Origin of the sequence: Corynebacterium sp. HFH0082, from assembly GCF_000411235.1 — a bacterium.
In the GTDB taxonomy this organism is placed as follows: Bacteria; Actinomycetota; Actinomycetes; order Mycobacteriales; family Mycobacteriaceae; genus Corynebacterium; species Corynebacterium jeikeium_D.
Genome location: NZ_KE150404.1, coordinates 393,495 through 418,482, shown reverse-complemented (window position 1 = coordinate 418,482; position 24,988 = coordinate 393,495). Strand labels below are relative to the sequence as shown.

20 protein-coding genes are annotated in these 24,988 nt (G+C 58.3%); 10 read left to right on the top strand and 10 right to left on the bottom strand.

All coding sequences use genetic code 11. The features are described from left to right. Positions 1 to 300: 300 nt before the first annotated feature. Together HMPREF1206_RS01760 and HMPREF1206_RS01755 are read left to right on the top strand one after the other, a co-directional pair. Positions 301 to 1,056: an SDR family oxidoreductase gene (locus tag HMPREF1206_RS01760; RefSeq protein ID WP_172620225.1), complete on the top strand. Its 756-nt coding sequence runs from the start codon at positions 301 to 303 to the stop codon at positions 1,054 to 1,056. A gap of 90 nt (positions 1,057 to 1,146) precedes the next feature. Further along, complete coding sequence (locus tag HMPREF1206_RS01755) at positions 1,147 to 1,590, top strand: DUF2871 domain-containing protein (RefSeq protein ID WP_016421692.1); 444 nt, start codon at positions 1,147 to 1,149, stop codon at positions 1,588 to 1,590. A 112-nt stretch (positions 1,591 to 1,702) separates the two neighbouring features. Here the strand turns inward: HMPREF1206_RS01755 and HMPREF1206_RS01750 are convergent, their stop codons facing one another. From HMPREF1206_RS01750 to HMPREF1206_RS01740, 3 genes are read right to left on the bottom strand one after another with little or no spacing between them, the layout of a single operon-like run. Beyond that, positions 1,703 to 4,327, bottom strand: a complete 2,625-nt coding sequence (locus HMPREF1206_RS01750) for an ABC transporter permease (protein ID WP_016421691.1) — start codon at positions 4,325 to 4,327, stop codon at positions 1,703 to 1,705. Positions 4,328 to 4,350: 23 nt separating this feature from the next. Next, positions 4,351 to 5,145: an ABC transporter ATP-binding protein gene (locus HMPREF1206_RS01745; RefSeq protein WP_016421690.1), complete on the bottom strand. Its 795-nt coding sequence runs from the start codon at positions 5,143 to 5,145 to the stop codon at positions 4,351 to 4,353. Positions 5,146 to 5,163: 18 nt separating this feature from the next. Next, positions 5,164 to 6,195: a pseudouridine synthase gene (locus HMPREF1206_RS01740; RefSeq protein ID WP_042388283.1), complete on the bottom strand. Its 1,032-nt coding sequence runs from the start codon at positions 6,193 to 6,195 to the stop codon at positions 5,164 to 5,166. Positions 6,196 to 6,492: 297 nt separating this feature from the next. Here HMPREF1206_RS01740 and HMPREF1206_RS01735 point away from each other — a divergent pair, with 297 nt between their 5' ends. The 3 genes from HMPREF1206_RS01735 (at position 6,493) to HMPREF1206_RS01725 (ending at position 9,037) form a co-directional block, all read left to right on the top strand. After that, on the top strand, positions 6,493 to 7,392 hold the full coding sequence (locus HMPREF1206_RS01735; RefSeq protein ID WP_016421688.1) for a universal stress protein: 900 nt from the start codon (positions 6,493 to 6,495) through the stop codon (positions 7,390 to 7,392). A gap of 343 nt (positions 7,393 to 7,735) precedes the next feature. Further along, the gene (locus tag HMPREF1206_RS01730) at positions 7,736 to 8,029 is read left to right on the top strand and encodes a GlsB/YeaQ/YmgE family stress response membrane protein (RefSeq protein ID WP_016421687.1); all 294 of its coding nucleotides are present in this window, start codon (positions 7,736 to 7,738) and stop codon (positions 8,027 to 8,029) included. A 387-nt stretch (positions 8,030 to 8,416) separates the two neighbouring features. After that, a complete protein-coding gene (locus tag HMPREF1206_RS01725) occupies positions 8,417 to 9,037 on the top strand; it encodes a TetR/AcrR family transcriptional regulator (RefSeq protein ID WP_016421686.1) in 621 nt (206 codons plus the stop codon). Between the two features lie 53 nt (positions 9,038 to 9,090). Here HMPREF1206_RS01725 and yidC read toward each other — a convergent pair whose 3' ends face one another. From yidC to HMPREF1206_RS01705, 4 genes are all read right to left on the bottom strand, one after another. Further along, on the bottom strand, positions 9,091 to 10,449 hold the full coding sequence (yidC, locus tag HMPREF1206_RS01720; RefSeq protein WP_016421685.1) for a membrane protein insertase YidC: 1,359 nt from the start codon (positions 10,447 to 10,449) through the stop codon (positions 9,091 to 9,093). A gap of 196 nt (positions 10,450 to 10,645) precedes the next feature. Beyond that, on the bottom strand, positions 10,646 to 10,999 hold the full coding sequence (locus tag HMPREF1206_RS01715; protein ID WP_016421684.1) for an Lsr2 family protein: 354 nt from the start codon (positions 10,997 to 10,999) through the stop codon (positions 10,646 to 10,648). A gap of 348 nt (positions 11,000 to 11,347) precedes the next feature. Next, positions 11,348 to 13,105: an alkaline phosphatase gene (locus HMPREF1206_RS01710; RefSeq protein ID WP_147580924.1), complete on the bottom strand. Its 1,758-nt coding sequence runs from the start codon at positions 13,103 to 13,105 to the stop codon at positions 11,348 to 11,350. Between the two features lie 160 nt (positions 13,106 to 13,265). Then, positions 13,266 to 14,045, bottom strand: coding sequence for a DUF6474 family protein (locus tag HMPREF1206_RS01705; protein ID WP_016421682.1), 780 nt, complete (start codon positions 14,043 to 14,045; stop codon positions 13,266 to 13,268). Between the two features lie 173 nt (positions 14,046 to 14,218). Between HMPREF1206_RS01705 and HMPREF1206_RS01700 the strand changes: the two genes are divergently transcribed. Continuing rightward, on the top strand, positions 14,219 to 16,039 hold the full coding sequence (locus tag HMPREF1206_RS01700; protein WP_016421681.1) for a ribonuclease H-like domain-containing protein: 1,821 nt from the start codon (positions 14,219 to 14,221) through the stop codon (positions 16,037 to 16,039). A 4-nt stretch (positions 16,040 to 16,043) separates the two neighbouring features. Here HMPREF1206_RS01700 and HMPREF1206_RS01695 read toward each other — a convergent pair whose 3' ends face one another. The 3 genes from HMPREF1206_RS01695 to HMPREF1206_RS01685 all read right to left on the bottom strand — a co-directional run bounded on the left by HMPREF1206_RS01695 (position 16,044) and on the right by HMPREF1206_RS01685 (position 19,769). Further along, a complete protein-coding gene (locus tag HMPREF1206_RS01695; protein ID WP_016421680.1) occupies positions 16,044 to 16,889 on the bottom strand; it encodes a crotonase/enoyl-CoA hydratase family protein in 846 nt (281 codons plus the stop codon). A gap of 170 nt (positions 16,890 to 17,059) precedes the next feature. Then, entirely contained in the window at positions 17,060 to 17,656 is a 597-nt protein-coding gene (locus HMPREF1206_RS01690; protein ID WP_016421679.1) for a superoxide dismutase, read from the bottom strand. Between the two features lie 136 nt (positions 17,657 to 17,792). Next, positions 17,793 to 19,769, bottom strand: a complete 1,977-nt coding sequence (locus tag HMPREF1206_RS01685) for an alpha/beta-hydrolase family protein (RefSeq protein ID WP_016421678.1) — start codon at positions 19,767 to 19,769, stop codon at positions 17,793 to 17,795. Positions 19,770 to 19,880: 111 nt separating this feature from the next. On the opposite strand from HMPREF1206_RS01685, the gene HMPREF1206_RS01680 reads away from it, so the two are divergent. The 4 genes from HMPREF1206_RS01680 (at position 19,881) to HMPREF1206_RS01665 (ending at position 24,892) form a co-directional block, all read left to right on the top strand. Next, the gene (locus HMPREF1206_RS01680; RefSeq protein WP_016421677.1) at positions 19,881 to 20,828 is read left to right on the top strand and encodes an L-lactate dehydrogenase; all 948 of its coding nucleotides are present in this window, start codon (positions 19,881 to 19,883) and stop codon (positions 20,826 to 20,828) included. Positions 20,829 to 20,966: 138 nt separating this feature from the next. Further along, the gene (locus HMPREF1206_RS01675) at positions 20,967 to 22,928 is read left to right on the top strand and encodes a pyruvate kinase (protein ID WP_016421676.1); all 1,962 of its coding nucleotides are present in this window, start codon (positions 20,967 to 20,969) and stop codon (positions 22,926 to 22,928) included. 119 nt (positions 22,929 to 23,047) lie between these two features. After that, entirely contained in the window at positions 23,048 to 23,926 is an 879-nt protein-coding gene (locus HMPREF1206_RS01670; protein WP_016421675.1) for a hypothetical protein, read from the top strand. A gap of 48 nt (positions 23,927 to 23,974) precedes the next feature. Continuing rightward, a complete protein-coding gene (locus HMPREF1206_RS01665; RefSeq protein ID WP_016421674.1) occupies positions 23,975 to 24,892 on the top strand; it encodes a DUF5926 family protein in 918 nt (305 codons plus the stop codon). The last annotated feature ends 96 nt before the right edge of the window (positions 24,893 to 24,988 follow it).

The following is a 24,988-nucleotide window of genomic DNA, read 5'->3' as shown; positions in this document are numbered from 1 at the left end:
TCCCATTCCGAACCCGGAAGCTAAGTCCACCAGCGCCGATGGTACTGCACTCGGGAGGGTGTGGGAGAGTAGGTCGCCGCCGGCATAATAATCTTGTTTGTGGGTCGTGGTTGCCTTGCCCCTTGTGTGGGGTTGGGTGCTGCGGCCCACTTTTATACCTACGGGTAAACAGAATTAACTAGCGTTTTAGTGCTGCATTTTGCTGTTCGTATGCTTATTCCTATGCGGCGCGCTACGTCGGCGCCGTTTTAATTGCTCGACTCAGTCGGCTGTATCTTGGAATTCATGCGAGTGGGAATCGTGACTGGAGCATCTCGGGGCATAGGCGCCGTCTTTGCCGATAGACTTGGGCAGCTACGTCCAGACCTAGATGAAATTTGGTGTGTTTCTCGTAGCTACAACGATGATTCTTCCGGTGAAGACGCTGAGTTCTCGCAGAGGCAAGGTCCTCGTCTTCGATATCTTTGTCTAGATCAGTCCGATGATGATTTTGGCGATAAACTCCGGAATCATGTTGACCGCCATCACGCGACGATAGTTTATTTAATCCTCAATGCCGCGTATGCGAATTATGGCGATGTTAAAACCCAGGATTTTTCGCAGGCTGATCAAATGATACAGACGAATATTCGCGGTACGGTCGCAGCGGTTTACTCGCTAAACGATTTATTCGAAAAGAACGGCCACATCATTTTCGTTTCATCGATCTCAGCTGTAGCACCAACTCCAGGGCTGGCGGTGTACACAGCATCGAAAGCGTTTATTCGGCTCTGGGGTATCTGCCTTGGAGAGGAATTGAAACCTAATGGTGTAACTGTAACTATTTGCTACCCGGGAAAGGTTAAGACCAAGGCGCTACGGGACGTCGTGAAGCAGGCGAAGTCGGTGAAGTTGCGTCTCATGCCGGAGCAGAATCTCAGTTATCTAGTGGAGCGCACGTTACGTGGAGCGGAGAGGGGTCGGGCGGAGGTAGCGCCCGGCCTATATGGCCTGGTGATGGCCCTATCCAAAACTGTGCCGAAACGTGTGGTGGCTCGATTCGCGCGGTTAGTTTGAGGCCCTCTAGTTTCGCGGTATCAAACTTTCGTTTAACCCCCTGGGTTTAGTCCATTTAGAAGCCAGTGTTATCTGAGTAGGCTACGAAGTATGCGTAAGTTATTCACAGCTGCTTCGGTGTATCTCGGTCTTGGTCTGTTTTCTGGCGTTTTCTATCGTGAATTTACCCGTGCGATGGATTTCGGGGATAAAACGCAGCTCAATACGCTGCACACGCATTTCCTTGTTCTTGGCACAATCTTTTTCTTGGTTGCGCTGGCATTGGATGGTCAATTCAATATTTCAGCTGTCAAGGGCTTTGATCGCTGGTTCATCGTTCAGAATGTCGGCATTGTTTGGACGATTGGCATGATGGTGGCTAACGGTATCGTGCACGTTGTTTCAGGCCCGGAGGCCTGGGGTGCGATGTACTCGGGAATTGCAGGACTCGGCCACATTATCCTGACGGTCGGCTTTGTGTGGTTCTTTATGCTTCTCAATAAGGCGCTGAAGAATCGTGAACGCGAGGTTCGCAAGGCCAACGCGGCCGTGTGAATTTCCAGTGGAAATGCGTGAGCTGGATTGCTGATTCGGCGTAGGCGATAAGGCGAAATAGAAACCCCGTGCAGAAACAATATCTGCACGGGGCGCTTTCATATAACGGCGACTATTCGTCTGCGATAGCGGCCAGGGGCGGTGTCTTCGCGGCTTTCTGACCAGGGCCGAGAGCAGCAATAATGCCCACAAGCGCAGACCCAAGCAGCATGAGAACGATCTGCAGCCACGGTACCGCGATAGTATTCAGGCCCTCATCCTTCAGCACGGTCAGAAGTGACCAGCCGAGGAACAAGCCGAGGACAATACCTACAACCGCGCCGAAAATGGAGATTTCCACAGATTCCAGGCGAATCATCCGGCGAATCCCCGAGCGTTGCAGGCCGACGGCCCGAAGCATGCCAATCTCCTGGCGGCGCTCGACAACTGAGAGTGCGACAGTATTGATAATTCCCAGAATCGAAATGATGACCGCCAGGGCCAGCAGAGCGTAGACGATTCCCAGCATGACATCGATAGAGGCATTAGCCAGACCCGCAAACTCCTTAGCAGTCATCACCTGTACTACGAGGTAGTCCGCAACTGCGTCGCTAAGCTTTTGCTTCATTTCATCCATGGAGCCGCTGTCTGCCGCGATGGAATCAGAAATATCGACGTAGGTCTGGAAAGGCAACAGGTGGCTGCTTTTGACATATTTATGGGCGGCTTCGTCGGAGACAATAATCGACTGGCCGGGATCACTTGTGTCAGCAAAAATGCCGGTGACGGGGAGCCGTGTTATGCCGCCTTTGGAAACAACTGCGAGTTCAGTGCCAACGTTCCAACTATTCTTTTTCGCTGTTGATTCGCTGATGACAATTCCCGCATCCGGCTTGGCCAGATCCAGGGAGCCCTGGATGGCGCGAGTGCCGTACCATTTGCCGACGTTGGAGTTGAAAACCGACGCATTACTAGATTCCGGTCCGACTTCAGTTTGTTCGCCGTCGGAAGCTATCATCGTGGCGGCTTCCTCAGGTGGGATTACCAGTAGCGCGCCAATCGACAAGGTTGCGGTGTCGTCGACACCATCGATATCCTTCACCGCATCCTCGACCCCAAGTGGCAGGGCCGAATGCGCGGTCAGAGGTGGCGAGAGCACGAAGTCAGCCGTCAGATTGGTCTCTGACCACTCATTGACCGCCTCCTTCATGGACACACCGAACATGCCAATCACAGTCACCAGCGCAAGCCCGAGCGTCAGTGCAAACGATGTGGTTCCCGTTCTGCGCGGATTGCGGTGGGAGTTCGTCGCCGCAAGCTTGCCGACGGTTCCAAAAGGCGCACCTACGACGCGCCCCAGTCCTCCGGTCAGAGGCATGGACAGCGCGGGGCCGACAAGCCAGACGGAGGCTACGGCCATCACTGCACCGACACCAACGAAGACGGCACGAATCTTGGTTTCTGCGTCGTTCCACTGCAATGCCCAGGCAATGATTGCGATCGCGGCGGACGCCAGCACAGTACCGGTCCACGTCCTAGCACTGAGGCTATTGCTGGTTGTTTGATCCCCAGAGCGCATGGCTTCTACGGGAGGGACTGCGCCAGCGCGGGCCGCCGGTGTCCAGGCGGCAATCATGGTAATTACCACGCCGACAATAAGAGGCACGATAACCGCAACCGGTTCGAATGTCAGGCCGTCGCCGGGCATGGAGATACTCATGGCATCGAGAAGCATGAATAGCCCCTGGCTCAGCCCAAACCCCGTGATTACACCTAGTGCAGAACCGATGAGGCCAACAATGAATGCCTCCAAGAGGACGGACGCAGTGAGCTGTCGTCGTGAAGCACCGAGGGCGCGGAGGAGAGCGAATTCCTTCATGCGCTGAGTGACCAGCATGGTGAAGGTATTGGAGATGATGAAGATGCCGACCAGCAGACCGATGAGCCCGAAAGCGATGAGGAAGTAGTTAACAAAGCTTAAGGCGGAGGAGACACGTTCGGAAGCCTCGTCGGCGAGCTTAGAGCCGGCCTCTACCTTGAGGTCGGGGAACGCAGCCGCGACGTCACGGGTGAGTGCGGCGGCGTCGGTGGTGGAATCGGCAGCGAGGGTGAACATGTCCGCATGTCCGTCTTCGCCGTAGAGCTCGCGCCACTGATCTTGGGTGAAAAAGACTGTGAGATAGCCGGTTTCGTCGATGGAGGTATCAGCGATGCCGACAACCTTCACCGTCGCCCGCTCGAGACGGGTGGCCACCTTGATTTCAGTGCCGACGTGGAGGTTGCCGAGTTCGGCGGTGGTGGAATTGACGACCACCTCACCTGGTGCTTCCGGTGCGTGTCCCTCGGTAATCGTGACCTTGTTGCCCACTGCTTCGGCCGCTGGATAGTAGGGAAGACCCAACGATGGCGAACCATTGGTCTGAATCGGCTTGCCATCGGCTCCCGTGGCCGTAATGCCGTTGTTGGGATTGCCGATGTTGAGGGCGCGCACCCCAGGGAAGTTCTCTACCTTCTGTTCAGTTTCTTTGGTGAGCGCACCGGGATTGTCAGCAGGGGCCGTCACCACCACGTCGACACCGTCATAAGCGGTACTCATTGCGCCCTTAAAGGCCTTGTCCAGCGATGATGTGAACACAAATGCGCCGGTGATGAAGGCCGTGCCCAGCACGACCGAAATAATTGTGAGCACGAGGCGCAACTTGTGCGAGGTGATGTTGCGCCAGGCGACGCGGCTCAGCGTGGAAGACGATGATGCCATGGGGGGGGAGATGACCTGCCTTCCTAAAGATTCTCAATATCTGCCATGCGCGCCAAGATATCGGCGGGCGTGGGATTGCGAAGCTCGTCAACCACGCGGCCATCCGCGAGGAACACAACACGGTCTGCGTAGGACGCGGCGGTGGCATCATGCGTCACAATGACGACGGTTTGGCCGATGTCATCAACCGCATCGCGGAGAATCGTCAATACCTCACGAGATGAGTTCGAGTCCAAGTTGCCCGTCGGCTCATCGCCAAAGATGATCTCCGGCCGGCTGACAATGGCACGCGCACAGGCGACACGCTGCTGCTGGCCACCGGACAGTTCCGAGGGGCGGTGCGTAAGCCGTTCTTTAAGCCCGAGGCGCGTGGTGATTTCCTCGAACCACTGCTTGTCCACCTTCCGACCAGCGATATTGATAGGCAGGGTGATGTTCTCTGCCGCCGTCAACGTCGGCACCAGGTTGAAGGACTGGAACACAAAGCCCAGGCGATCACGCCGCAGCGCCGTGATTTCCTTGTCCGACAGCTTCGACAGATCCGTCGTGCCGATGTACGCGCTTCCCGACGTCGCGGAGTCCAAACCGGCCATGCAGTGCATCAGTGTCGACTTACCGGACCCGGACGGGCCCATAATCGCGGTGAACTCACCAGCGGCAAAAGAGATATCGACATGGTCCAGTGCAGTAACAGCGGCATTGCCGACACCGTACTTCTTGGTGAGCCTCTCAGCGTAGGCCGCCGCTGGTGGGGCGGAATGTTCCAAAGAAGATTCAGCGGATGATTTAGCGGATTGTTGTGCATGCTTGGCAGACATGGGGGAGGGGGTTCTCTTCTAATTAGATTCGATCAACGGCGAATTAATATCCGGCAGCGAAAGCGGATTGAAAACGCTGCGGCGGGAATGGAACGTTCGTTGTTCACCAGTCACGGGGTCAGCGAAACTCATTTCTACACAGACCAGGTGCAGGGGCTCCGAGGTATTCTCGGCCTCCAGCGGCAGAATCTCCGGGTAGTACTGGTCGCCCAGGATGGGAAAGCCCAGCTCACTCAAGTGCAGCCGCAGCTGATGAGTGCGTCCGGTGATGGGTTTCAATTGCCACAGCGCAACGCGACCACTGTCGGCAGCGAGGCCGTCGGCGTCCGAAGGCACGTCGACAAGCGAAATGTGCTCGATGATGGTGTGGGCGTTTGGCTCGCCCTCGAGAGTATAAGCCTGCATTTGGCCAGCAACTTTGTGCTGTCGTGTGCGCAATTCCAGCGGGGTCTCGGGCAGGGCTTCGCTGGTCGCGCCAGCGATGGGTGTGGGCGATGTCAGCGCGTGATAGCGCTTAGTGACTTCCCCAGATGCGAAAAGCCCCTGGTAGGCGCCACGAACTTCGCGCCGGGCGGTAAAGATGAGCAACCCCGACGTCAGTCTGTCGAGGCGATGCGCGGGAACCAACTCCGGATTTCCCAGCTCCCGCCGCAGGCGTACGACAGCGGTTTCCGTGATGTGTCGGCCGCGTGGCATCGTTGCCAAAAACGACGGCTTGTCGACGACCACAAGGTTGTCATCTTGAAAGACAATCGGCATCGGCCCCGCGATTGTGCGCTCCGGTGCCGGGGTGCGGTAAAACCACATTTCCGCGCCGGGCTTCACCATGTCATCCGGACTGTACGGCACTGAGTTGGCGCGAACGACGAGCCCATCTGCAAAGCGTTTAGCCACGGCCGCTTCATCATCGTCCGGGTGGCGATGGGTTTGACCTGCGATAGCGCCTGTGAGCAGATCCCACGCACGGGTGGGGGCATCGCCACGACGCCCGGGAGCGGCGATGCGGGATGGGTTGAGCCCATCGCGAATGGGCAGTGGCATGCGACGCATACGGCTGACTTTAACAGGTGCCCCGGATTCATCTGGCGGGCAAGCGGAGCTGCTGTGGCAGAGCGGTGTTGGTATCGCCCCTAATGGCGTAGGTGGACAACATTCTGCCCTGTCGGTCGCAACATAATGGGGGTAGGGTGGAGGTGAAAGTAATAAAAAGGTTGGCTCGGAAGAGTTGACTAAATAGCAAAGCTTGTCCATTAAAATGGCGTCCAAGCAGGTGCGATAGGTGTAGCTGCGTTGCGGTCGGGCCGCGGAGAGCCAATTTTTATGGATCGCATAATAAGGAGGCAATCAATGCCAAGGCAGAACATCATTGTGTGCGCGGTCGATGGCTCGGAGGCATCCAAGACCGCCGTCAAGTGGGCCGCTAACACCGCAGTGAAGCGCGGTGAGCCACTCCGTCTGGTCAGCAGCTACTCCATGCCACAGTTCCTCTACGCAGAGGGCATGGTTCCGCCGCAGGAGCTTTACGACGATCTTGAGGCCGAAACCCTGGAGAAGATTAACGAGGCCAAGAAGATTGCCCTCGACTTCGCACCGTCGGTAGATGTCAGCCACCAGATTGAAGAGGGCAGCCCGATTGACATGCTGCTCGACCTGTCTGAGCAGGCAACCATGGTGGTTATGGGCTCTCGCGGTCTGGGTGGGCTCTCTGGCATGGTCATGGGTTCGGTTTCCGCCGCTGTTGTTTCCCACGCATCGTGCCCGGTTGTTGTTGTCCGCGAGGACAACCTGGTCACCGATGAGACCAAGTACGGCCCGGTCGTTGTCGGCGTCGATGGCTCCGATATTTCCGAAAAGGCAACGGAGTACGCATTCCGTGAGGCCGATGCCCGTGGTGCAGAGCTGATTGCAGTTCACACCTGGATGGACATGCAGGTACAGGCTTCCCTGGCCGGTCTTTCTGCAGCTCAGAGCCAGTGGCAGGTTGTGGAAGAGGAGCAGAAGGCTCTGCTCGGCCACCGCCTGGAGAAGTACGCTAAGAAGTACCCGGACGTGGCCATCAAGAAGGTCGTTACCCGCGACCGCCCGGTTCGTGCTCTGGCTGATGCCTCGGAAGGCTCGCAGCTGCTGGTCGTCGGCAGCCACGGCCGCGGTGGTTTCAAGGGCATGCTGCTCGGCTCCACCTCACGTGCACTCTTGCAGGCGGCTGCTTGCCCGATGATGGTCGTCCGCCCGGAGACTGACGCCTAAAGCGGTCTTCGAGGGGACTGGGAAAAACGCCGGTGCCGGTCGTGGAGGTGCGTTTAGCGCCGAGAACAGAAACCGTTACCGAATATTTATAAGTAGAACCTAGCCGGTTTCCGACATGTCTCGGAGATCGGCTTCGGTTTATATAAATGGGGCCTCTCGTCTGCATAAACCCCGTTTTCATGCAGAAAGTACAGATTCTATAAGGGTTTTCCTGTGGTTATCCGACTGTTATCTCGCTAGTTTCCCAGTGGCCGAAATGGCCTGATAGTGCTTGCAGTAGGTGCAAGATATTTTGGAAAGCCTTATAGTTGAGTCAGAACGATTTCGGAAAGGAATATCTATCATGAACGAGATTCTTCTTGCTGCCTCCTTTAGCCCCTCTCTGGGCTTCTTCGGCTGGATTATCATCGGTGGCCTTGCCGGTTGGATTGGTTCCAAGATTATGGGCACCGATGCTTCGATGGGCGTCGTCCTGAATATCGTCGTCGGTATTGTCGGTGGCTTCCTCGGCGGTTGGCTGCTCACCCTGTTCGGCGTTGATGTCGCCGGTGGTGGAATGATCTTCAGCTTCCTTACGTGTCTGCTCGGCGCCGTGATTTTGCTGTGGATTGTCGGCCTGGTTCAGAAGCGTAAGTAAACCAAGAAAACAACCAAGAAAAACAGCACAGCTCAGCACAAAGCGTCGTAACGCTGCTATCTACTGGATAGTGAGCTAGAGCGCGGGGCATCTCATTAACATTGAGATGCCCTTTTTGTTGTGCGGTTGTCGTGAAGTTGGCGTTCTGCGGTTGTCGCGACATCTGTTGGGGGCAGTAATCATCGCACGCTAAAGTAGGACTAGAGGCTGAAAGACTGACTAGTTTGTTCTTTTACAAAATCACAGTCGCAGATGCGCCTACAATGGAATATCACAAACTATAAACGCCCTGCTCAGTGTTGCGAAAGCAATGACGCGAACGCCGATATTTGCGAGTAAGCAGCTGATATAACGGGGTGTGACTTTGGAAGGACGAGAGGTACTGCCGTGGCAGAAGCGACAACGGGCAAGGGCGCAAAAGGCGGCCGCGCTTCCTCTCGCCGTCGTAACCGCCCCAGTCCGCGGGAGCGCCTCCTGACATCAGCGACAGCTCTGTTTACAACGGAAGGCATCCGCGTTGTCGGCATTGACCGCATCCTGCGGGAAGCTGATGTCGCCAAAGCCAGCCTGTACTCGTTGTTTGGATCCAAGGACAAGCTGGTCATCGCGTATCTGCAAGACCTCGATGCCAAATGGCGGGAGGCTTGGGAGCAGCGAGTGGCCTCGTTGGATACCCCGGCGGAGAAGATTCTCGCTTTCTTCGATCAGTGTATTGCGGAGCAGCCGGCAATCGACTTCCGTGGTTCACACTTCCAGAATGCGGCTAGTGAATATCCACGGCCGGAAACGGAGTCGGAGCAGGACATCCGCCAGGCCGCAGCCGATCACCGCTCCTGGGTTTGGCAACAGCTACACACGCTGCTGACTGAAAATGAATCTAGTATGCCGTCTGCTCACGCAAATATGCTGTTGCTCTACCTCGACGGCGGCCTCGCGGGTGCCAAGATGTCCAAGGATCTGAACCCGCTGCAGATGGCGCGCGACCTGGCCCGTGACTTGGTCACGTAAATACCTAATTCCCTTTTTTTAACGCGCCCTAGTTCTCGCCTTTTGCTCACGGGCTAATCCCGGAAGCGTTTCCAGTCCGACTCCTTTGAGCCGGTGGCTTTCTTAACCATATTCTTCGTATTCTGGCCGAGCAGCATTCCCAGGTTCTTTGCAATCAGAATTGGTTTCGGCCGCTTCTGCGCCTTTTGTGCTTTCTCGGCTTGTCGTTTCATGTCTGCCCGCACTTTAGCCAGGCCGGGAAGCGGCGGAACTATACCCGAGGAAATCTTCATATCCTGCGTCAGGGACGGCAAATTGTCCTGAGCGCCAGGCCTCATCTGGGTCACCATGTAGCGAACCTTCGCAATTTTCAAAGCCTGGGCATATTCTTCGTCCTGCTTTGCTTTACGACGGTCCCGCGATTCCTTCTCAATAGCGGCATATTCGCTCTTATACTGCTTTATTTTCCACGGAGCGAATGCGGATTTGATATAAAAGCGACGCTTGGCCTGCTTTAACTTCTTCTTTTCTTCCCGCTCCGATTCGTATTCACCCTTTTGGTGGTTTTGCAGAGTTCGGAAATCGTCCGTGAGTGGGTAGGTCTTTTCTACATAGCGGGTGAGAATAATATTTTGGGTCAGTGTCCAGAAGTTATTGGTGACCCAGTAGACAATTAGAGCCACAGGTGTTGGGCCAAAGAACCCCGCGAAGAGGATCATCAGCGGTGCGTAGATAAGCATTACGCGCATGAATTTGCTGAGGAATACACTGACGCTATTGGAATAGTCGAGAGTGCGCTGCAACCGGCGGTAGGAAATGACCAAGTTAAAACCGGTGAAAATGGCCGCTGCCACGATGCCGATAATGCAGAAAGCTAACAGCGAATCATGATTGCCCCCAAGGATTTGTAGTTGCTCCGGGTCCATGCGCAGATACGCGGGTAGAGGCTGCCCCAAGAATGTCGCGCTCAGAAAGTCGGAAATCTCATCCTTAGAGATGAATCCGACATTATGAGACGCAGGCAGTCCAGGCCCCTCAGACGCCCGCAGCATGTGCCTCAGCATGCGAACAAGGCCCATAATCACGGGAATCTGGACGAAGAGGGGCGCCAGCATTACGGAGGTCTTAATACCTTCGGCTTTGCGCATTTCCTTGCTGGCAAAGTTTACGTATTGTGGCGAGTTCGGCTCGATGCTCCTGCGGTAGCGCTCCTTGAGTATAAAAAGCTGCGGCCGTAGGTTGGCCGTCTTGCGCGCCGAGATAAATTGCTGGAACGCGAGAAACGCCAGAGCGCCACGCACCGTAAACACCAGCAGGAAGAGAGAAAGCGTCCAGGACAGAGAAGATGGCAGGTGAAACACTGAGGCCAGTAAAAGGTGCCACGCCTTAAGGACAAACGAGACCAGCCAAACAAATGGTTCCAAAATAACCACGGGCCGACTCCTCCATGTCAAGGATAAGAAAAGTAAGACAACCGGATTAGGCCGGTGTGCCAATTCCAGCCGCTATCCTAGCGACTCGAATCACCTGCCCCAACTTTAAAACAGGGCCCCGCTGTGGCGGGACCCTGTCTTTAAGATAGTGAAGCTGGATGACATCCAGTGGAAGGCAAACGAACCTGGGTGAGAACTAGTTAGCGCTCTCGTACTTTTCAATAATGTGCTTTGGCAGCGCACCGCGGTCTGCAACATCCATGCCATTCTCTCGTGCCCACTGGCGAATCTTGCGATTGCGATCACGGGCCTCAGCGGCATTGGGATTAGCGGAAGAGCGCTTACGCGGAGCTACAACCGTGCTGTGATCAATAGAAGCGTTCGCAATATACGGTTCTAATACCTGCTCGAACTTCTCCGCATTTTCCTGAGAGAGGTCGAGAATGTAGTTCTTACCGCGGAAAGAGAAACGAACGACTTGGTGATCTGCGGAATCAAGCGGAGTCCCATCAAGGTCGTCGATGTACTGAATTAGTTCGCGGCGTGCCATAGAATCCCTGCCTAAGCTTGGTGCTGAACTTGTAATAATGAAGAAGGCTTACGGTGAAACTTCAATACGGTGAAATTTCAAATTAATATCAAGCCCTGTTTTCTTTCCCTCACAGTATAAGTGCAAAGAAATTTAATGTCTATTGACGATAATTGAGTTAGATTGTGCAACTTATATCGAATACATGGTTTGTTAATAATTCGATTAATTGTGCACAAGAACTTGGGGTAATAAAAAGACGGCCCTGCATGTTGTGCAGGGCCGTCGTGAACAGCAACTACGCTACTGAGAGCGCAATGCGGGGTGCGCTCTCAGTGGTCGTCGGAAAGCGAAAGGATGAGAAGGCGCTTAAGCCTGGGTCATGCCCTCACCAGGCTTGCCTCGGTAGGTAGCGGCGACGAAAAGTGGCTGGTTCGGTTCCTCCTTGACCTCGACGAGGCGGTACTCAGAGGTAACGTCCTCGCGGCCGAAGTAGACAGCGGTGTAGCCGTGGCGGTCGAACTCGAGGTAGTTGACGTACGGGTTCGCAGCCTTGAGTCCAGCGGTAGCAGCCAAGGAAATCGGGTTGTCCTGAGGCAGCTTCACAATGTCATCGATGTTCGGGGCGCTGACGGAAGTACAGACAATCTCAATGGCGGCAATACCGGCACTCGGGTACTGGCCCGGGACCTTCGGTACGTTGCAGTTCCAGGAGGAGTGAATATCGCCGGTGAGGAAGACAACGTTGTCGTAGCCCTCCCTACCCATGATGTCGATCAGCTTACGACGCTCAGCAGCGTAGCCATCCCACTGATCCAAGTTGTACGGCAGGCCGTCCTGAGGCAAGCTCAGCAGCTCAGTGACAGCGCGAGTGGCCTCCGGATCCAGCGGCGGAACCAGCACTGGAGTGAACATGACGGAGTTGCCCACGACACGCCACTTTGCGCTCGAGGAACGCCACTGGCCGAGCAGGTAATTGAACTGCTCAGAGCCGAGCATGGAGCGACTCTCATCATCGGTTTCGCCAGCGCGGATGAACTTCAGCTGCTGGTCACGGTAGGTGCGCAGGTCCAGCATGGTCAGGTCGGCGAGATCGCCGAAACGGAAGCTGCGGTAGAGCTTGCCGCCCTGGGAGAAGGGGACAGCGCGAACCGGCAGCCACTCCAGGTAAGCCTGGATAGCGGCGTCGCGGCGGGCAACGTAGTCGCCTTCGGTCTCCGGGTCGTGGTTCTCAGCGCCACTGTGCCAATCATCGTTGGCGACCTCGTGGTCATCCCAGGTCACAATCCACGGCTTTGCGCGGTGAGCTTCCTGCAGGTCCGCATCGGTGCGGTAGGTGGCGTAGCGCAGGCGGTAGTCAGCGAGAGAAATAATCTCGTGAGCCGGCTTGTGGTCACGAACCGGGCCCTTGCCGGAGTAGCCACCGGCCTCGTACTCGTAGATGTAGTCACCGACACACATAATGATGTCGATGCGGTCATTTTCCGCCATATCGCGGTAAGCGGAGAAGAAGCCACTTTCCCAGTTAGCGCAGGAGGTCAGCGCGATGCCCAGGTGATCTGGCGAGGAGTTCACCGGCGGCGCAGTGCGAGTCTGGCCAATCGGGGAAACCTGGCCCGCGTGATTACCAGCGGTGACGGTAAAGCGGTAGAAGTAGTAGGAATCAGCGGAGAGACCCTTGACATCGATCTTGACGGTGTTGTCAGCATCCGGGTCGGTGTTCAGGGCACCAGAGGCAACGATGTTGCCGAAGCCCTCATCAGAAGCGACTTCCCACTTCAGTGCAACAGGGCGGCCCTGGTTTGCACCTGCGGTGTCGCCTGGGTGCGATGTCACACGAGTCCAGATAAGAACGGAGTCCGGCAGTGGATCGCCAGAGGCCACACCGTGTTGGAAGACCTGAAAACCACCAGAACCGCCAGCATTAGCTGGGGACTGCGACTCAGGATTGGCCCCCGCACTAGTAGCGGTCGCCAGGCCGATGGCGCCAGCAGCAGCACCGGTAGCGCCGGCACGCAGTACGGCACGACGAGTAGGGGTGAATGGCTTTTGGGCTGTTGCGTCGCTGTTCGAGACTGCGCCGCTCAGATCCGAGGCTGCAGTCTGAGATTTATCTGAAGATGGCATAGCCCTCATTACAGTAGTTCTCAGTCCGTAGCGCCATCGGAGGGAGAAAATAGCCCGATACGGGGGTACTAAGAGCGAAAGCGCGACTATTGCTGCTCAACAACAGTCGCGCTTAGTTCGACGAATCTCGGCGAGTGGCCTTAACCCGAAGCGGCCAGGTTTACGCGCCCAGCTCCGAAATGATCTGGCGATCCAGAGAATCCAGCTCTGCGGTAATGGAGTGGTGTGCGCGACGACGCTGCTCCGGGGTCATCTTCTCGGCAGTGTTAATGGCGTCAGTCATGACATCCAGACGCGAGTTGGCGTCCTTGATAAAACCATCGGTACCCTTGACACCCGACTTACGCAGCTCTGTCAGTGAACCACGAGTGGCCTCAATGCGGGCCAGCAGCGGCGCACCGTGCCCCTGGTAACGAGCGGCATCATTAGCGGAAACACCGAACTTCTGCGCGGCCGAAGAGTGTTCACGGCGCTGAATGGCAGTGATGGCGCGGTAGGCCAGCGGAACCAGCACCGGTACCAGCAGGCGTGCGCCACCGATCCACGACTTTGCCTTGTCCTTGTTGAAGCCCTGGCTGCGCTGCTGTTGCAGGATCTTCTCGGCCATCTTGGTCTGGTGGCGCTGCTTGGCGGCCAGCGCCTTCTTCTCGTCCTTGGCACTCGCCTTGCGGATCTTCTCCGCGCGCTTCAGAGCACGGTTTTCCAGCTTGAGTTCCTTCTTACCGAGCTTTTCCTCAGAACGAACGCGGCCAGCGGCCTCCTTCAGCTCCAGCTTGTGTTGGTGCTTCTGGTCGCGCTTAGCGGCCTTGACCTCAGCCTTATGTGCCTTGCGATTAAGTCGAGCTGCGTGGCGAGCCTCTTCCTTAGCCTTCGCCTTGGCAGCCTTCACCTGCTTGGCGGTTTCGCGCCGACGCTCACGGATGTCACCCAAGAAGCTCATTTTTTCCTTCGCCTAGTTGCTCGCAGATAGTCCCTCCGGAAAAGTGGGGCGGAAAACCCGTAAACCCCACCGCGCCGGAGTGCGCTTGCCAGATGCAGTGGCTGCATCACGATTCTTGCTATCCAAGCTTAACGTGAAACTTCCTACCGAGTGGCGATACGCTAATTCTCATTGTGACTGATTCATCCGTTTCGCGCCCGCTTCTCCACGCGAGCGACCTCATCGGCTGCCGCTACCGGCTGAGCCTCGACCTCCGCGAGGGGCGGCTAGTCGAACCTGCTTCTCACCATGAGCACCGCTTGCCGACGTCCATCGCGTCCATCCCCGGCCTGTACACAGTGGCCTCGGGACCGGACGCTCACCTGGATACCCTTGAGGCCATCGCCCGCGGAGAAAGCGTCATCACCGGTGGCGTGCTCATGCATGAGCGTCCGATTCCCGGTGGGGTGTACTCGGGAATCGACGAGATTTGCCACCCCGATCTGCTGGTCAAGGTCGATGATTCACCACAGACGACCTCCCCGACGTATATGCCGGTCCTGGTTGTCACACGGCACCTGCTCTCTGCGCGCAAACCGGGCCGGCGGCGTAAGCCGTCGTCAAGCAATGCGGCGCGTGCGGCGGCGATGCAGGTGCGACTGTTGGGCGTTGACCGGCTCGGGCGTGCTGGCGTGATGGGGCGGACCCTGCGTCAGGCGATGGCTGTCACGGACGAGTGGAAGCTACGGCATTACGGACCCGATGCTGTGAAGCTTGGGCAGGCAGCGGCGATACTGCACCGCCTGGGCGTATCTTGTGGCCTGGTGGGGGCGATTAGCGCCACCGGGATGAACCTGGATACACGGCATATTGTCATTGCCGATGAAGGTTCGCGCGTCGCCTCGTATCGGATGGCGTTGCGGGACGCGCGTGATGCCGTCGCTGCCACTCAGGGGCGACCGTCACGGTTTACGCCAGGCACCTGGCCGCTGGCGCCACGGCGCATCCGGGAGTGCCGAACCTGCCGTCACCACGACCTTTGTTTGGCTGAGCTGACCGCAAGTGACGATATTTCCCTCCTTCTACCTGGGGATAAGTCCATGCGGTTGCGCAGTGCGGGCATCGACACGGTTACGGCACTGGCGCAGGCGAGTACCAACACTTCGCACGTCAGCAAGGAGCAGGTGTGGATGGCGAGGGCGCGGCTTGCCGACGTCGACGCGCTCCGGGTAGCCGCTAAGACATCGGCCCCGCGTGGCGATGTTGAGATGGATATCGATATGGAGGCGTACCCCAACGATGGCGCCTACCTGTGGGGAACATGGGTGCCTGGGGAGGACTACCGCGGGTTTATCACCTGGGAGCCACCGGGGCCAGAAGGGCTCGGCGGCACGGCGGAGGCCAGGAACTTTGCGATTTTCTGGGATTACCTGATGCGGCGTCGAAATGCGGCGCATGAACAAGGCAAGACCTTCCGCGCCTATTGCTGGGCGGCAGAGGGCGAGAACTATTGGCTGCGTCAGAGCGCCACCCGGTTCGGCGGCCAGGAATTTGTGGTGCCCGCAGATTCGGCGGAGCTGGCTACAGGTGATGCGGCTGGTTCCAGTTCCGAGGCAGCTGGCTCTATAAAGATTGTGCGGGTGCCGACCCGCGAAGAAGTGGACAAGTTCATTGCCTCGGAGGACTGGGTGGACATGCTGAAGGTCGCCCGTCGCCAGATCCTCTCCACCGTCGGTATGGGGCTTAAAGTCGTGGCTCCGTGGTCGGGCTTCCACTGGCGCGACGCCGATGTTGACGGCGAGGCATCGCTGGATCTGTATCGCATTGCGACGGCCACTGACCTCGACTTTGTCGCGGAACAGTCCTTTGAAAAGCTCACGCAAGCCGAGGCTCGCGCCATGCTGCTGCGCTACAACGGCGATGACTGCCGATCGGTAGCCCACGTCCGCGACTGGCTGGATTCACAGCGCGCGGCCGCGGACCTGCCGCATGGGGATGACCTGCCGGTTCCTTAGCGCGCTAACCACGCGCCCACATGCCGCGCCGGGCGAACTTAGGTGAGACCTTCTTCATCGCAGCATTGCGAATAATGACCGTGTTCTTGCGGGCTAACAGCAGCAACTGCTGTGTGCGCTCGGCGCGGAATGTTGAGCGAGGGGAGCGGTGCACATCGCGGAAAAGCCGCTTCGTCGCCGCCAGCTGATCCGGCGAGCGTGTCGCCAACTGTGCCAACTTCTCCTTGGACAGCTCAAGTGCAGCGTCCTCCGTGTCCACGGCCCACGTCGCCAGACCGATCTCAGTTGCTTCCTTGCCGTTGAGTTCTTCGCCAGACATGGTCAGCCAACGTGCAGTATCGGCGCTGACCTCATCGAGGATGGTTCGCATACCGGACATATCCGGAATCAGTCCCCACTTCGCTTCGAGGATTGACCACTTGGCATCGCTCGTAGTAACGCGGAAATCAGCACCTAGTGCAATCTGTAGACCACCGCCGTAGCAGTGCCCATGCACCGCCGCAATGACCGGCACCGGCAGGCGTCGCCAGTCCCAGCAGGCGCGCTGGAACAGGTTCGTGCCGTGGATATCGGGGACGAATGAGCGCAGAATGCGCGAGGGCTTCTTAAATGCCGAGGCGAAATCGAGTCCAGCGCAAAACGATTTGCCCTCGCCACGTAGAATCACGCCACGCAGATCACGGTCAGCTGCCAGTTTCCGGGCGACGGCGGACAGCTCGGTCAGCATCTCAAGTGTTAGACCGTTGAGTTTGTCTTCGCGGTCCAAACTGACGACAGCGATTTTCGCCGCCTCTGAATCAGCTACGGCGAGGTGTTCATAGGCGACGTTGACATTGTTGCTGGTGTTCATGGGCACTAACGCTAAACGACGGCTACGTGTGCCACCCGGGAAATACCAAAAGTGGTCTCAAACAAGACATAAAAAACCGACCCGCTGAGGGTAAGCCCCGTCAGCGAGCCGGTAAGCCATCTTTAGCGCGCGGCAGGGACGCGTAAAAAGCTACGCGCTGTTAGCTGAAATTACTTGGCAGCTGCGAACAGCTCTGCAGCGTAATCCCAGTTGAAGACGTTCCAGACAGCCTTGACGTAGTCAGCCTTGACGTTCTTGTACTGCAGGTAGAAAGCGTGCTCCCACATATCCAGCAGCAGAACCGGCTTCAGGTTGATGGACAGGTTGCCCTGCTGATCAGTCATCTGCTCAATAACCAGGCGCTCTGCAATGGTGTCGTAACCCAGAACAGCCCAGCCGGAGCCCTGCAGGCCCAGAGCAGCAGCGTTGAAGTGAGCCTGGAACTTCTCGAAAGAGCCGAAGTCGCGCTCGATAGCCTCAGCCAGCTCACCGGTCGGCTGGCCGCCACCGTTCGGGGACAGCAGCTTCCAGAACAGGGAGTGGTTGGTGTGGCCACCCAGGTTAAAGGCCAGGTCCTTGGACAGGCCGGTAACAGCTGCGAAGTCGCCGGACTCGCGAGCAGCAGCGAGCTTCTCCAAAGCAGCGTTGGCACCATTGACGTAATTAGCGTGGTGCTTGCTGTGGTGCAGCTCCATAATCTCGCCGGAGATGCGCGGCTCCAGAGCGTCGTAAGCGTAATCCAGCTCAGGAAGTTCGTACTTAGTCATTAGGAAAATTCCTCCTCAACACGCTTTTAGGTTGTGCCGTCGATGGTACTCAAGATGAGCGGATGCGCAACCATTTAAGCAATACAATTAATGCGAAATTCGTAAAAAATGCTGTTCAGAGGTATCTGTCACAAGTTTATGAACGTGGCGGCTGAATGCGGCGAATCCATTTACTCACGCGCTTGAAGCGCATTCCGGCCGCGCCACCCAGGTCGTCGTCAAGCGGAATGTCGAGAATGGAAGCCCACGTGGGCAGCATTTCTTCCTCGTACCGGTGGCCGTGACCACCGGGGACGGTGACGGAGGCGAGGCCGTCGATAAGCACCTGCCAGAAGGTGACGAACGGATGCCAGCGCATGGAGGGGAGAACATCGCGGCCGACGCGCTCTGCAAGCCAGTCGGGGCGGCGCCAGGCCAGTGGGTAATCCCACCAAACGATGGGGTCAGAGGCATGCTGCAGGAATGCGACGCGCGGGAATTCCCACGGCCCGAACTTGGTGCCATAGAAGGAGTGGTACAGCTCGTCGGGGCGCGTAGCGAAGCGGATGTTTCGCCCCTCGTCGATGACTGGAGCGATTTCCGGAGACCCCTTTGTCCGACGGTGCGTCAGCTCTTTCCACATTGCGGAGAACTGTGGTGCGCCCGTCCAGACAGCACCGTCGACGCGTGCGAGCATGTCAGCGGAATTCTCGAATGCGCCGAGACCGCCAAACCCGCCGAGGGATTCACCGGCGACGTAGACCTTTGGACGGTCGTTCTCCGGCATCTTGTCGACTTCCTGCAACACCCGATGGATAAGGGTGTGGCCAGCCGCGATTGGGGTTTCGTGGTCCGTTAGCCATGCCACTGGGGAGGGGAGGTCAGAGTACTGCAGAGCGACAGTGGCGCAGTTGCCAAGGGTCAAGAACTCTGCAGCCTGCGCCGACCACGGTGGCACCCAACCGGTGCCGGTGGTGGTGAAGACAACCAGATGATCACGCCGGAACGCGCCGGTGCGGTGCATCTCGCGGATGATGAGCTCCGCCTGTTCCCGCAGAGAACGACCTGGCACCTTGCCCGCATAAATGCGGATGGGCTCCTGCAGTTCGGAGAGCGGCTTGCCGGTGACCGCTGCCAGGTCGCGGGCACGGGGGCCTTCGGCGACGAAGACGCGCCCCTCGGCGCCGAGTGCGTGCCACGGCTCCAAAGACCACGGGCTACCGGAACGCTCTGGCTCCCACGGCTGCATGCGGCCGGGAACGACCAGCGTGTTCAGGTATCGGGACTTCTTGGCGATGGACTCCAAAGTCCGACGGATAAGCAGTCGGTCAATGCTGGCGGCCACGGCACCACCGACGATGGCACCACTGAGAACCGGGGCGAGACCGCGCGGCAGCCAGGGGCGGAGGTTGTCCCGCAGTAAGTCATAGCCGCGATTGGCCAGCGCGGAGAGCCCCCGAGTGGTCAGGTAGAGACCACTGGCAATCATTGTGGAGGCGAACTGGCTGCGTGCGGATTCCTGCTCATCCTTGCCCACCAGTCGGCCAATTTCGCGCTGCTGGGAAATGGAGCGCAGCCACAGCGCCGCGGTGGTGGCCGTGGTGGCAACATGCCAGGTCACGGCCAGCGCGCGCTCGTGGCGAGGTGCCGGCGCAAAGCGGCTGAGCGGAGTGCTGGCCAGACGCCGCATCGTCGTGTTGTAGCCATAGCCGATAGCCACCCCGGTGACATGGCCCGCCAGCTGTGCCAGGAAGGTCACAGTAACGGTGGCGGTCCGAGTACGCGGCATCAGCGAGGGGCTAAAGGCAGCCCATGACGCAATTTCTGCACCAATTAGACCGGGGTTGGAGGGGATGCCCGCCCGCAGTGCGCTGCGGATAGTGCCAGGGCCGGTACCTAGGAGGCGTTCGCGAAAGACTTTGGTAGCCATCAGACTGCCGGTGCCGACTGCGCCCAGCGCTTTGGCCATGCCAGCTGTGCCAGCGACTCCTGTAATTCCCGTTCGCGCTGCTCGTGCAGCTCGCACTGTCCTGGTGGTTTCGATTGACTGAGCTACAGGTGTGTTGCCCGTAGACGCAATCGAGGGCGCAATCGAAGTAAATGCGCGACGCAGGAATCCCATAACTCCCATCATGGCAGAATTTTTTCCACGGGGTTTATTCATCCCGCGCCAGTTTTCCGCACAAAGCGTAGCCTGTGGGGTGTCGCAACGTTTTCCGAATCGGTTGAGAAGGATCCGAGGGCTATGAAGCTATCCACAGGAAATAAGGTCGTGCTGATCGGCGCTGGCGACGTCGGCGTGGCATATGCGTACTCACTGGTCAACCAAGGCACTGTCGACCATTTGGCAATCATTGACATCGACGAAAAGAAGACGATGGGCAACGTCATGGACTTAAACCATGGCGTCGTGTGGGCGTCGTCGCGCACCAAAGTCACTCAGGGCACGTACGCCGACTGTGACGATGCCGCGCTGGTAGTCATCTGTGCAGGCGCAGCACAAAAGCCCGGCGAGACTCGCCTACAGCTGGTGGACAAGAATATGAAAATTATGAAGTCCATCGTCGATTCCGTCATGGCCAGCGGTTTTGATGGGCTCCTACTGATCGCCTCCAACCCCGTCGACGTACTCACATACGCCGCGTGGAAGTACTCCGGGCTGCCACACAACCGTGTCTTCGGCTCCGGCACCATCCTGGACACCGCACGTTTCCGTTACATGCTGGGTGAATACTACGATGTTTCCCCGATGAGCGTGCACGCATACATCATTGGTGAACACGGCGACTCCGAGCTGCCGGTGTTGTCCAGCGCCAACGTTGCAGGCGTCAGTCTGTCCAAGCGCCTCGCCGCCGACCCCGCGCTTCACGACGAGCTGGAGGACATCTTCATCCGAACCCGTGATGCCGCCTACGAGATTATCGATGCCAAGGGCTCCACTTCCTACGGAATCGGTATGGGTCTGGCCCGCATTACGCGCGCCATTTTCCAGAACCAAGAGGTAGCTCTGCCGGTCTCCGCGTACTTGCAAGGTGAATACGGTCATGAGGACGTGTTCATCGGAACACCAGCCATTGTGAACCGCCGAGGAATTCGCCGCGTTATCGAGCTTGAACTGGACGAATACGAAAAGAAGCAGCTGGACAAGTCCATTCAGACGCTCCGAGATGTGCAGGATCCATTCTGGAAGTAACTGCTGGTAGCGAGAGTAGATGTCTTCTCGACATGCGCTTTCGGCCGTCTCATTTGAGAATGAGAATGCCCACCTTCTATTGGCCCGCGTGGCCGACTCTGGCCAACGCTTCGTCTTAAACACAGGAGTGCCTTCTCTATGGCAGCGCAGAGCCCTCAAGACACAGCAACTGACAACACTGAAAGCGGCGCGGCCGTACCGCGTCTGGATGACCTCATCAGCAAGGTCACTGACCTGATCACAGAGTTGGACGACGCCTCGGTGGAGGCTTCTGCACTGCTCGCAGAGGTGCCGGAAGAGCGCCGTCGGCACGCGGAAAACCTGCTGCACTACGCACACCTGCGCACAATTGACATCCGTGAGCTGCAAAACAGCTTGCACGACCTCGGCGTGACCAGTCTGACCACGGTGGAGACTTTCACCCGGGGGCGCCTTGAGTTGGCCCTCAACGCGCTGTTGGCGCTGGCGGGGCGCACCTCAGACATCGATGTCGCCCGCATTATTGCCGACGATGAGCGCGCGGATATTGCCCTGGATAACAACGCCACCGAGCTGTTCGGTCAGGAGCGCGCGGATGTCACTTCGCACATTATGGTGACCCTGCCCGCCGAGGCCGCCGATGATGCAGAGTTGGTGGAGAGCTTCGCTGCCGCTGGCATGGATCTCGCTCGCATCAACTGCGCCCACGACGGCCCTGAGCAGTGGAGCCGCATGATTGACAACGTCAATGCTGCAGCTGAGAAGGCCGGTCGCCGCATCTTCGTGTCCATGGATCTGGCTGGCCCGAAGCTGCGCACGGGTGATATCGAACCGGGGCCGCGTGTGGGGCGCGCCCGTGTTGTGCGTGACGACGCCGGCACGGTCATCTCCAAGTCCAAGATTTGGCTGACTCCACGGCTGGATGAGCACCCCAAGCCAGCTCCGAGCGATTTGCCGGGGCGTCCCGCACTGCCGCTGGAAGCAGATCAGGGGTGGTTGGAACAGCTGCAGCTTGACGATGTCATTACGCTGCATGACTCCCGCTCGGCGAAGCGTCACTTCACCGTTGTGCGCATCGACACCGACTCCGAGGGCGAGATCGAGGCTGTCCTCGCCGAGGGGGAGAAGAACGCCTGGATCGCCGAGGGCACACACTTGCGCAGCAACTACGAGGTCACGCGCGCTGGTGGTGTGCCACCGACCGTGCAAAAGCTGCGCTTCCACACCGGTGATGAGTTTATTCTCACCAGTCGCGAGGAAATCACCACCATTCCACGCACTGACGATGAAATTCCACGCGTCTCCTGTTCGCTGCCGTCTGCCGTGGCGGCTCTGAAGCCGGGCGATCCGGTGCTTTTCGACGACGGTGCGCTCGGCGCTGAGGTGGTTGAGGTCTCCGAGACGTCGTCAAGCGAAGATAGCCACGTCGATGCCCGGCTGCGTGTCCTGCGTACGAAGCCGAATGGTCAGCCGCTGGCGGCGCATAAGGGCATCAACCTGCCGAACACCGACCTGCCGCTCAATTCGCTTACCGATGAAGACATTGAGCACCTGCGCTTTGTGGTGGAGCATGCGGATATTGCTGCGGTGAGCTTTATTCGCACGCAGGGGGATGCTGAGTACGTCTACAAGGTGCTCGATGAGATTGCGGCAGAACATGAGGCTGCGGGCCGCGAGGACCTGGCGTCGAAGGCTCGGAACCTGGGTGTTGTGCTGAAGATTGAGACTATTCCGGCATTCCAGAATCTGCCGGGAATCATCATCGCCAGCATGAAGCGCGCCAAGTCCGGTCTGATGATTGCTCGTGGTGACCTGGCTGTGGAGCTGGGCTTCGACCGTATGGGTGAGGTCCCAGGCCAGATTCTGACGCTGGCGCAGGCAGCCGGTGTGCCGACCATTCTGGGTACTCAGGTGCTGGAGAACATGGCCAAGGCCGGCCTGCCGTCCCGCGCGGAGATTACCGATGCGGCCTTCGCCCTGCGTGCCGAGTGCGTGATGCTGAACAAGGGCCCGCACATCACTGAGGCCATCGCAATTTTGAACAACCTGGCCCGGAAGATGGGACGTTCACAGCGTAAGAGCCGCATCATGCTGCGGAAGATTCGCAGCTGGTCGGACTAGTGGCTGGGGTAGGGGCCGGGCTAGTTTAGGTAGGTTAGGGGGGAGCGCACCTAAAAACACCGTGGGAGAAAAGACTGCGGAAGAAGCCGGCCGCGCGTAAGAGAGGAGCCCTGCGGAAAGTGTCTAATGAACAGGCAGAAAACGCGGGGTGGGCTGTGCCGCCGCAGTCTCCAAAACAGCAGCCACAGCAGTCCCCACCTCAGGTGGTGCTGCCACCGCAGCAGAGCTGGCAGCCGACTGTCTCGGATTCGACCATCACCGGTGCGACACCGCGCTGGAAGGCCGATGAGATTGTTCGCAAGCGCGCGGACAGCGTCTTTCGATGGGCAATGAGCGGCGCTGGAGTATTCGCCGCATTTACCGTATTCATCTGGATGAGCATTCTGAGTCCAGGTCAGGATCTGGTGGTTTCCCTCCTCGGCGAACTGGGAGCATGGGCTTTCGGTCTCTGCGGAATGGTTTCCCTCATTGGGCTGGGTTTTTCGGTCTACAAGACCCTCCAGGTGCTGCGTGACCGCGCAACGTATGCCCGCCCACTGCTGTCGCGCACGGCAACGGATGTGCGCACGATGCACATGTGGCCAGTGCGCAACATCACGGGGCCCGTGGTCGCGTTGGCTGAAACAGGAGTCACTGCCGTAATGGGGCCAGGTCGCTTTATCTGGTATCTGGCCTGCGTTTTGTGGCCCCTTGCAACGGGTTGGTTTATCGCTGCCGACGTGTCCAGGACGTACTTCCAGGCCGGAATCATCACTGTTTTAGCTTGTGTGACAACTGCCCTTACGGCGCGGCTACTCCGCTACGTGTTGGCTCCCGAGGAAGTGCATCGCAACATTCCCGTTGGGGCAGGTCGCGAGCGCACCCAGCCCGGTTTCTGGTCCAAGGGCTTCATCCCCAGCGAAGCTACCGATGAACAAGGGGAGGCGGGCGCAATGGCCGTCGACAAGCAGCTTTTCGAAGGAAGGGCGAGCGAATTCGTCGACGATTTTTATAAGTAGCCCAGGCAGTCGCGAATTACGGACTGCGAATAGGTATTCTGTGGCCTTGTGGGAAAGAAATCTCGTAAGAAGAATAATCAGGCCCCGGAGGGCATGAGCCGCCGTCAGGCGAAGCTGGCAGCCCGCGCTGCTGAGCGTGCAGCGTTGCTGGGCAATCCGCGTCCGTTCAAGGACTTCGACGAAGAGGCTGACATCGTGGCTGTCCGCGAGTTCGCACCGGCTGTGGTCATTCCGGTCACGGTCGCTGACGCTGAGCGTGACATCAAGGTCTGCACCGTGCTGCCGGGTGGCGTAGCCGCACTGACGCGTGCCGCTGACCAGGGCAATGAGGCTTTCGTCGCGCTGCAGACGCAGGCTCGCACCAATGACGGCGCTGCGGATCTCTCCCGTGCGCTGGCGTGGGCTCGCGACGCAGAGTCGGGTCAGCAGCTCTCCGCCGCTACTGACGGCGAGGCTGCACCGCTTACCGACGTCCTGACCGCCGTGGATCTCGACAACATGGAGGTCCATCAGGACTTCGAGTGGTGGATTCCCAAGGGCATTGAACGCACCCCGATGATCGAGCAGAACCTGGCCGTGGCTAACGACGCGATTCTCCCGTCATACCGCCTGGATGCGAAGGTCGCTGGTGCTGTGTGGTGGATTGATCCGGGCGAGCGCGCCCACATCCGCTGGGTGCGTCGTGAAGATGAGAAGCCGCTGCTGGATGCCTTGGCACGCGTGCACGCTGCGGACAACCTCTCGCTGGGCGAGGGCACGAAGTTCGCCGGTGTCTTCCGTACCGATGGCGTGCTGGTGCCGGTCTGGGACCTGGATAACACCAAGCCGCACGACCACTGGATTGCTGCCGTGGAAGAGGCTGACAAGCGTATCGCTGAGGCGCTGGCTAGCGAAGAGCCGCTGACCGCCGAGGAGCGTAAGTCCCGTGAGACCATCGTGTCCCGCCAGGTGACCATTCGGAACTAGGTACCTAGACAGCCTGGCGGAACTGGTTTAAGAACTAACGCGTGTGGCTCAGCGAAAAACTGAGCCACACGCGTTAGTTGTCTCTAAGTTATCTGA

Bases quoted from the DNA above. Each gene is read 5' to 3' on its own strand.
- HMPREF1206_RS01675 (WP_016421676.1), top strand. From the start codon at position 20,967: ATGGCAGCGCAGAGCCCTCAAGACACAGCAACTGACAACACTGAAAGC.
- HMPREF1206_RS01750 (WP_016421691.1), bottom strand. From the start codon at position 4,327: ATGGCATCATCGTCTTCCACGCTGAGCCGCGTCGCCTGGCGCAACATC.
- HMPREF1206_RS01730 (WP_016421687.1), top strand. From the start codon at position 7,736: ATGAACGAGATTCTTCTTGCTGCCTCCTTTAGCCCCTCTCTGGGCTTC.
- HMPREF1206_RS01745 (WP_016421690.1), bottom strand. From the start codon at position 5,145: ATGTCTGCCAAGCATGCACAACAATCCGCTAAATCATCCGCTGAATCT.
- HMPREF1206_RS01755 (WP_016421692.1), top strand. From the start codon at position 1,147: ATGCGTAAGTTATTCACAGCTGCTTCGGTGTATCTCGGTCTTGGTCTG.
- HMPREF1206_RS01705 (WP_016421682.1), bottom strand. From the start codon at position 14,045: ATGAGCTTCTTGGGTGACATCCGTGAGCGTCGGCGCGAAACCGCCAAG.
- HMPREF1206_RS01680 (WP_016421677.1), top strand. From the start codon at position 19,881: ATGAAGCTATCCACAGGAAATAAGGTCGTGCTGATCGGCGCTGGCGAC.
- HMPREF1206_RS01740 (WP_042388283.1), bottom strand. From the start codon at position 6,195: ATGCGTCGCATGCCACTGCCCATTCGCGATGGGCTCAACCCATCCCGC.
- HMPREF1206_RS01690 (WP_016421679.1), bottom strand. From the start codon at position 17,656: ATGACTAAGTACGAACTTCCTGAGCTGGATTACGCTTACGACGCTCTG.
- HMPREF1206_RS01715 (WP_016421684.1), bottom strand. From the start codon at position 10,999: ATGGCACGCCGCGAACTAATTCAGTACATCGACGACCTTGATGGGACT.
- HMPREF1206_RS01685 (WP_016421678.1), bottom strand. From the start codon at position 19,769: ATGATGGGAGTTATGGGATTCCTGCGTCGCGCATTTACTTCGATTGCG.
- HMPREF1206_RS01695 (WP_016421680.1), bottom strand. From the start codon at position 16,889: ATGAACACCAGCAACAATGTCAACGTCGCCTATGAACACCTCGCCGTA.
- HMPREF1206_RS01735 (WP_016421688.1), top strand. From the start codon at position 6,493: ATGCCAAGGCAGAACATCATTGTGTGCGCGGTCGATGGCTCGGAGGCA.
- HMPREF1206_RS01710 (WP_147580924.1), bottom strand. From the start codon at position 13,105: ATGCCATCTTCAGATAAATCTCAGACTGCAGCCTCGGATCTGAGCGGC.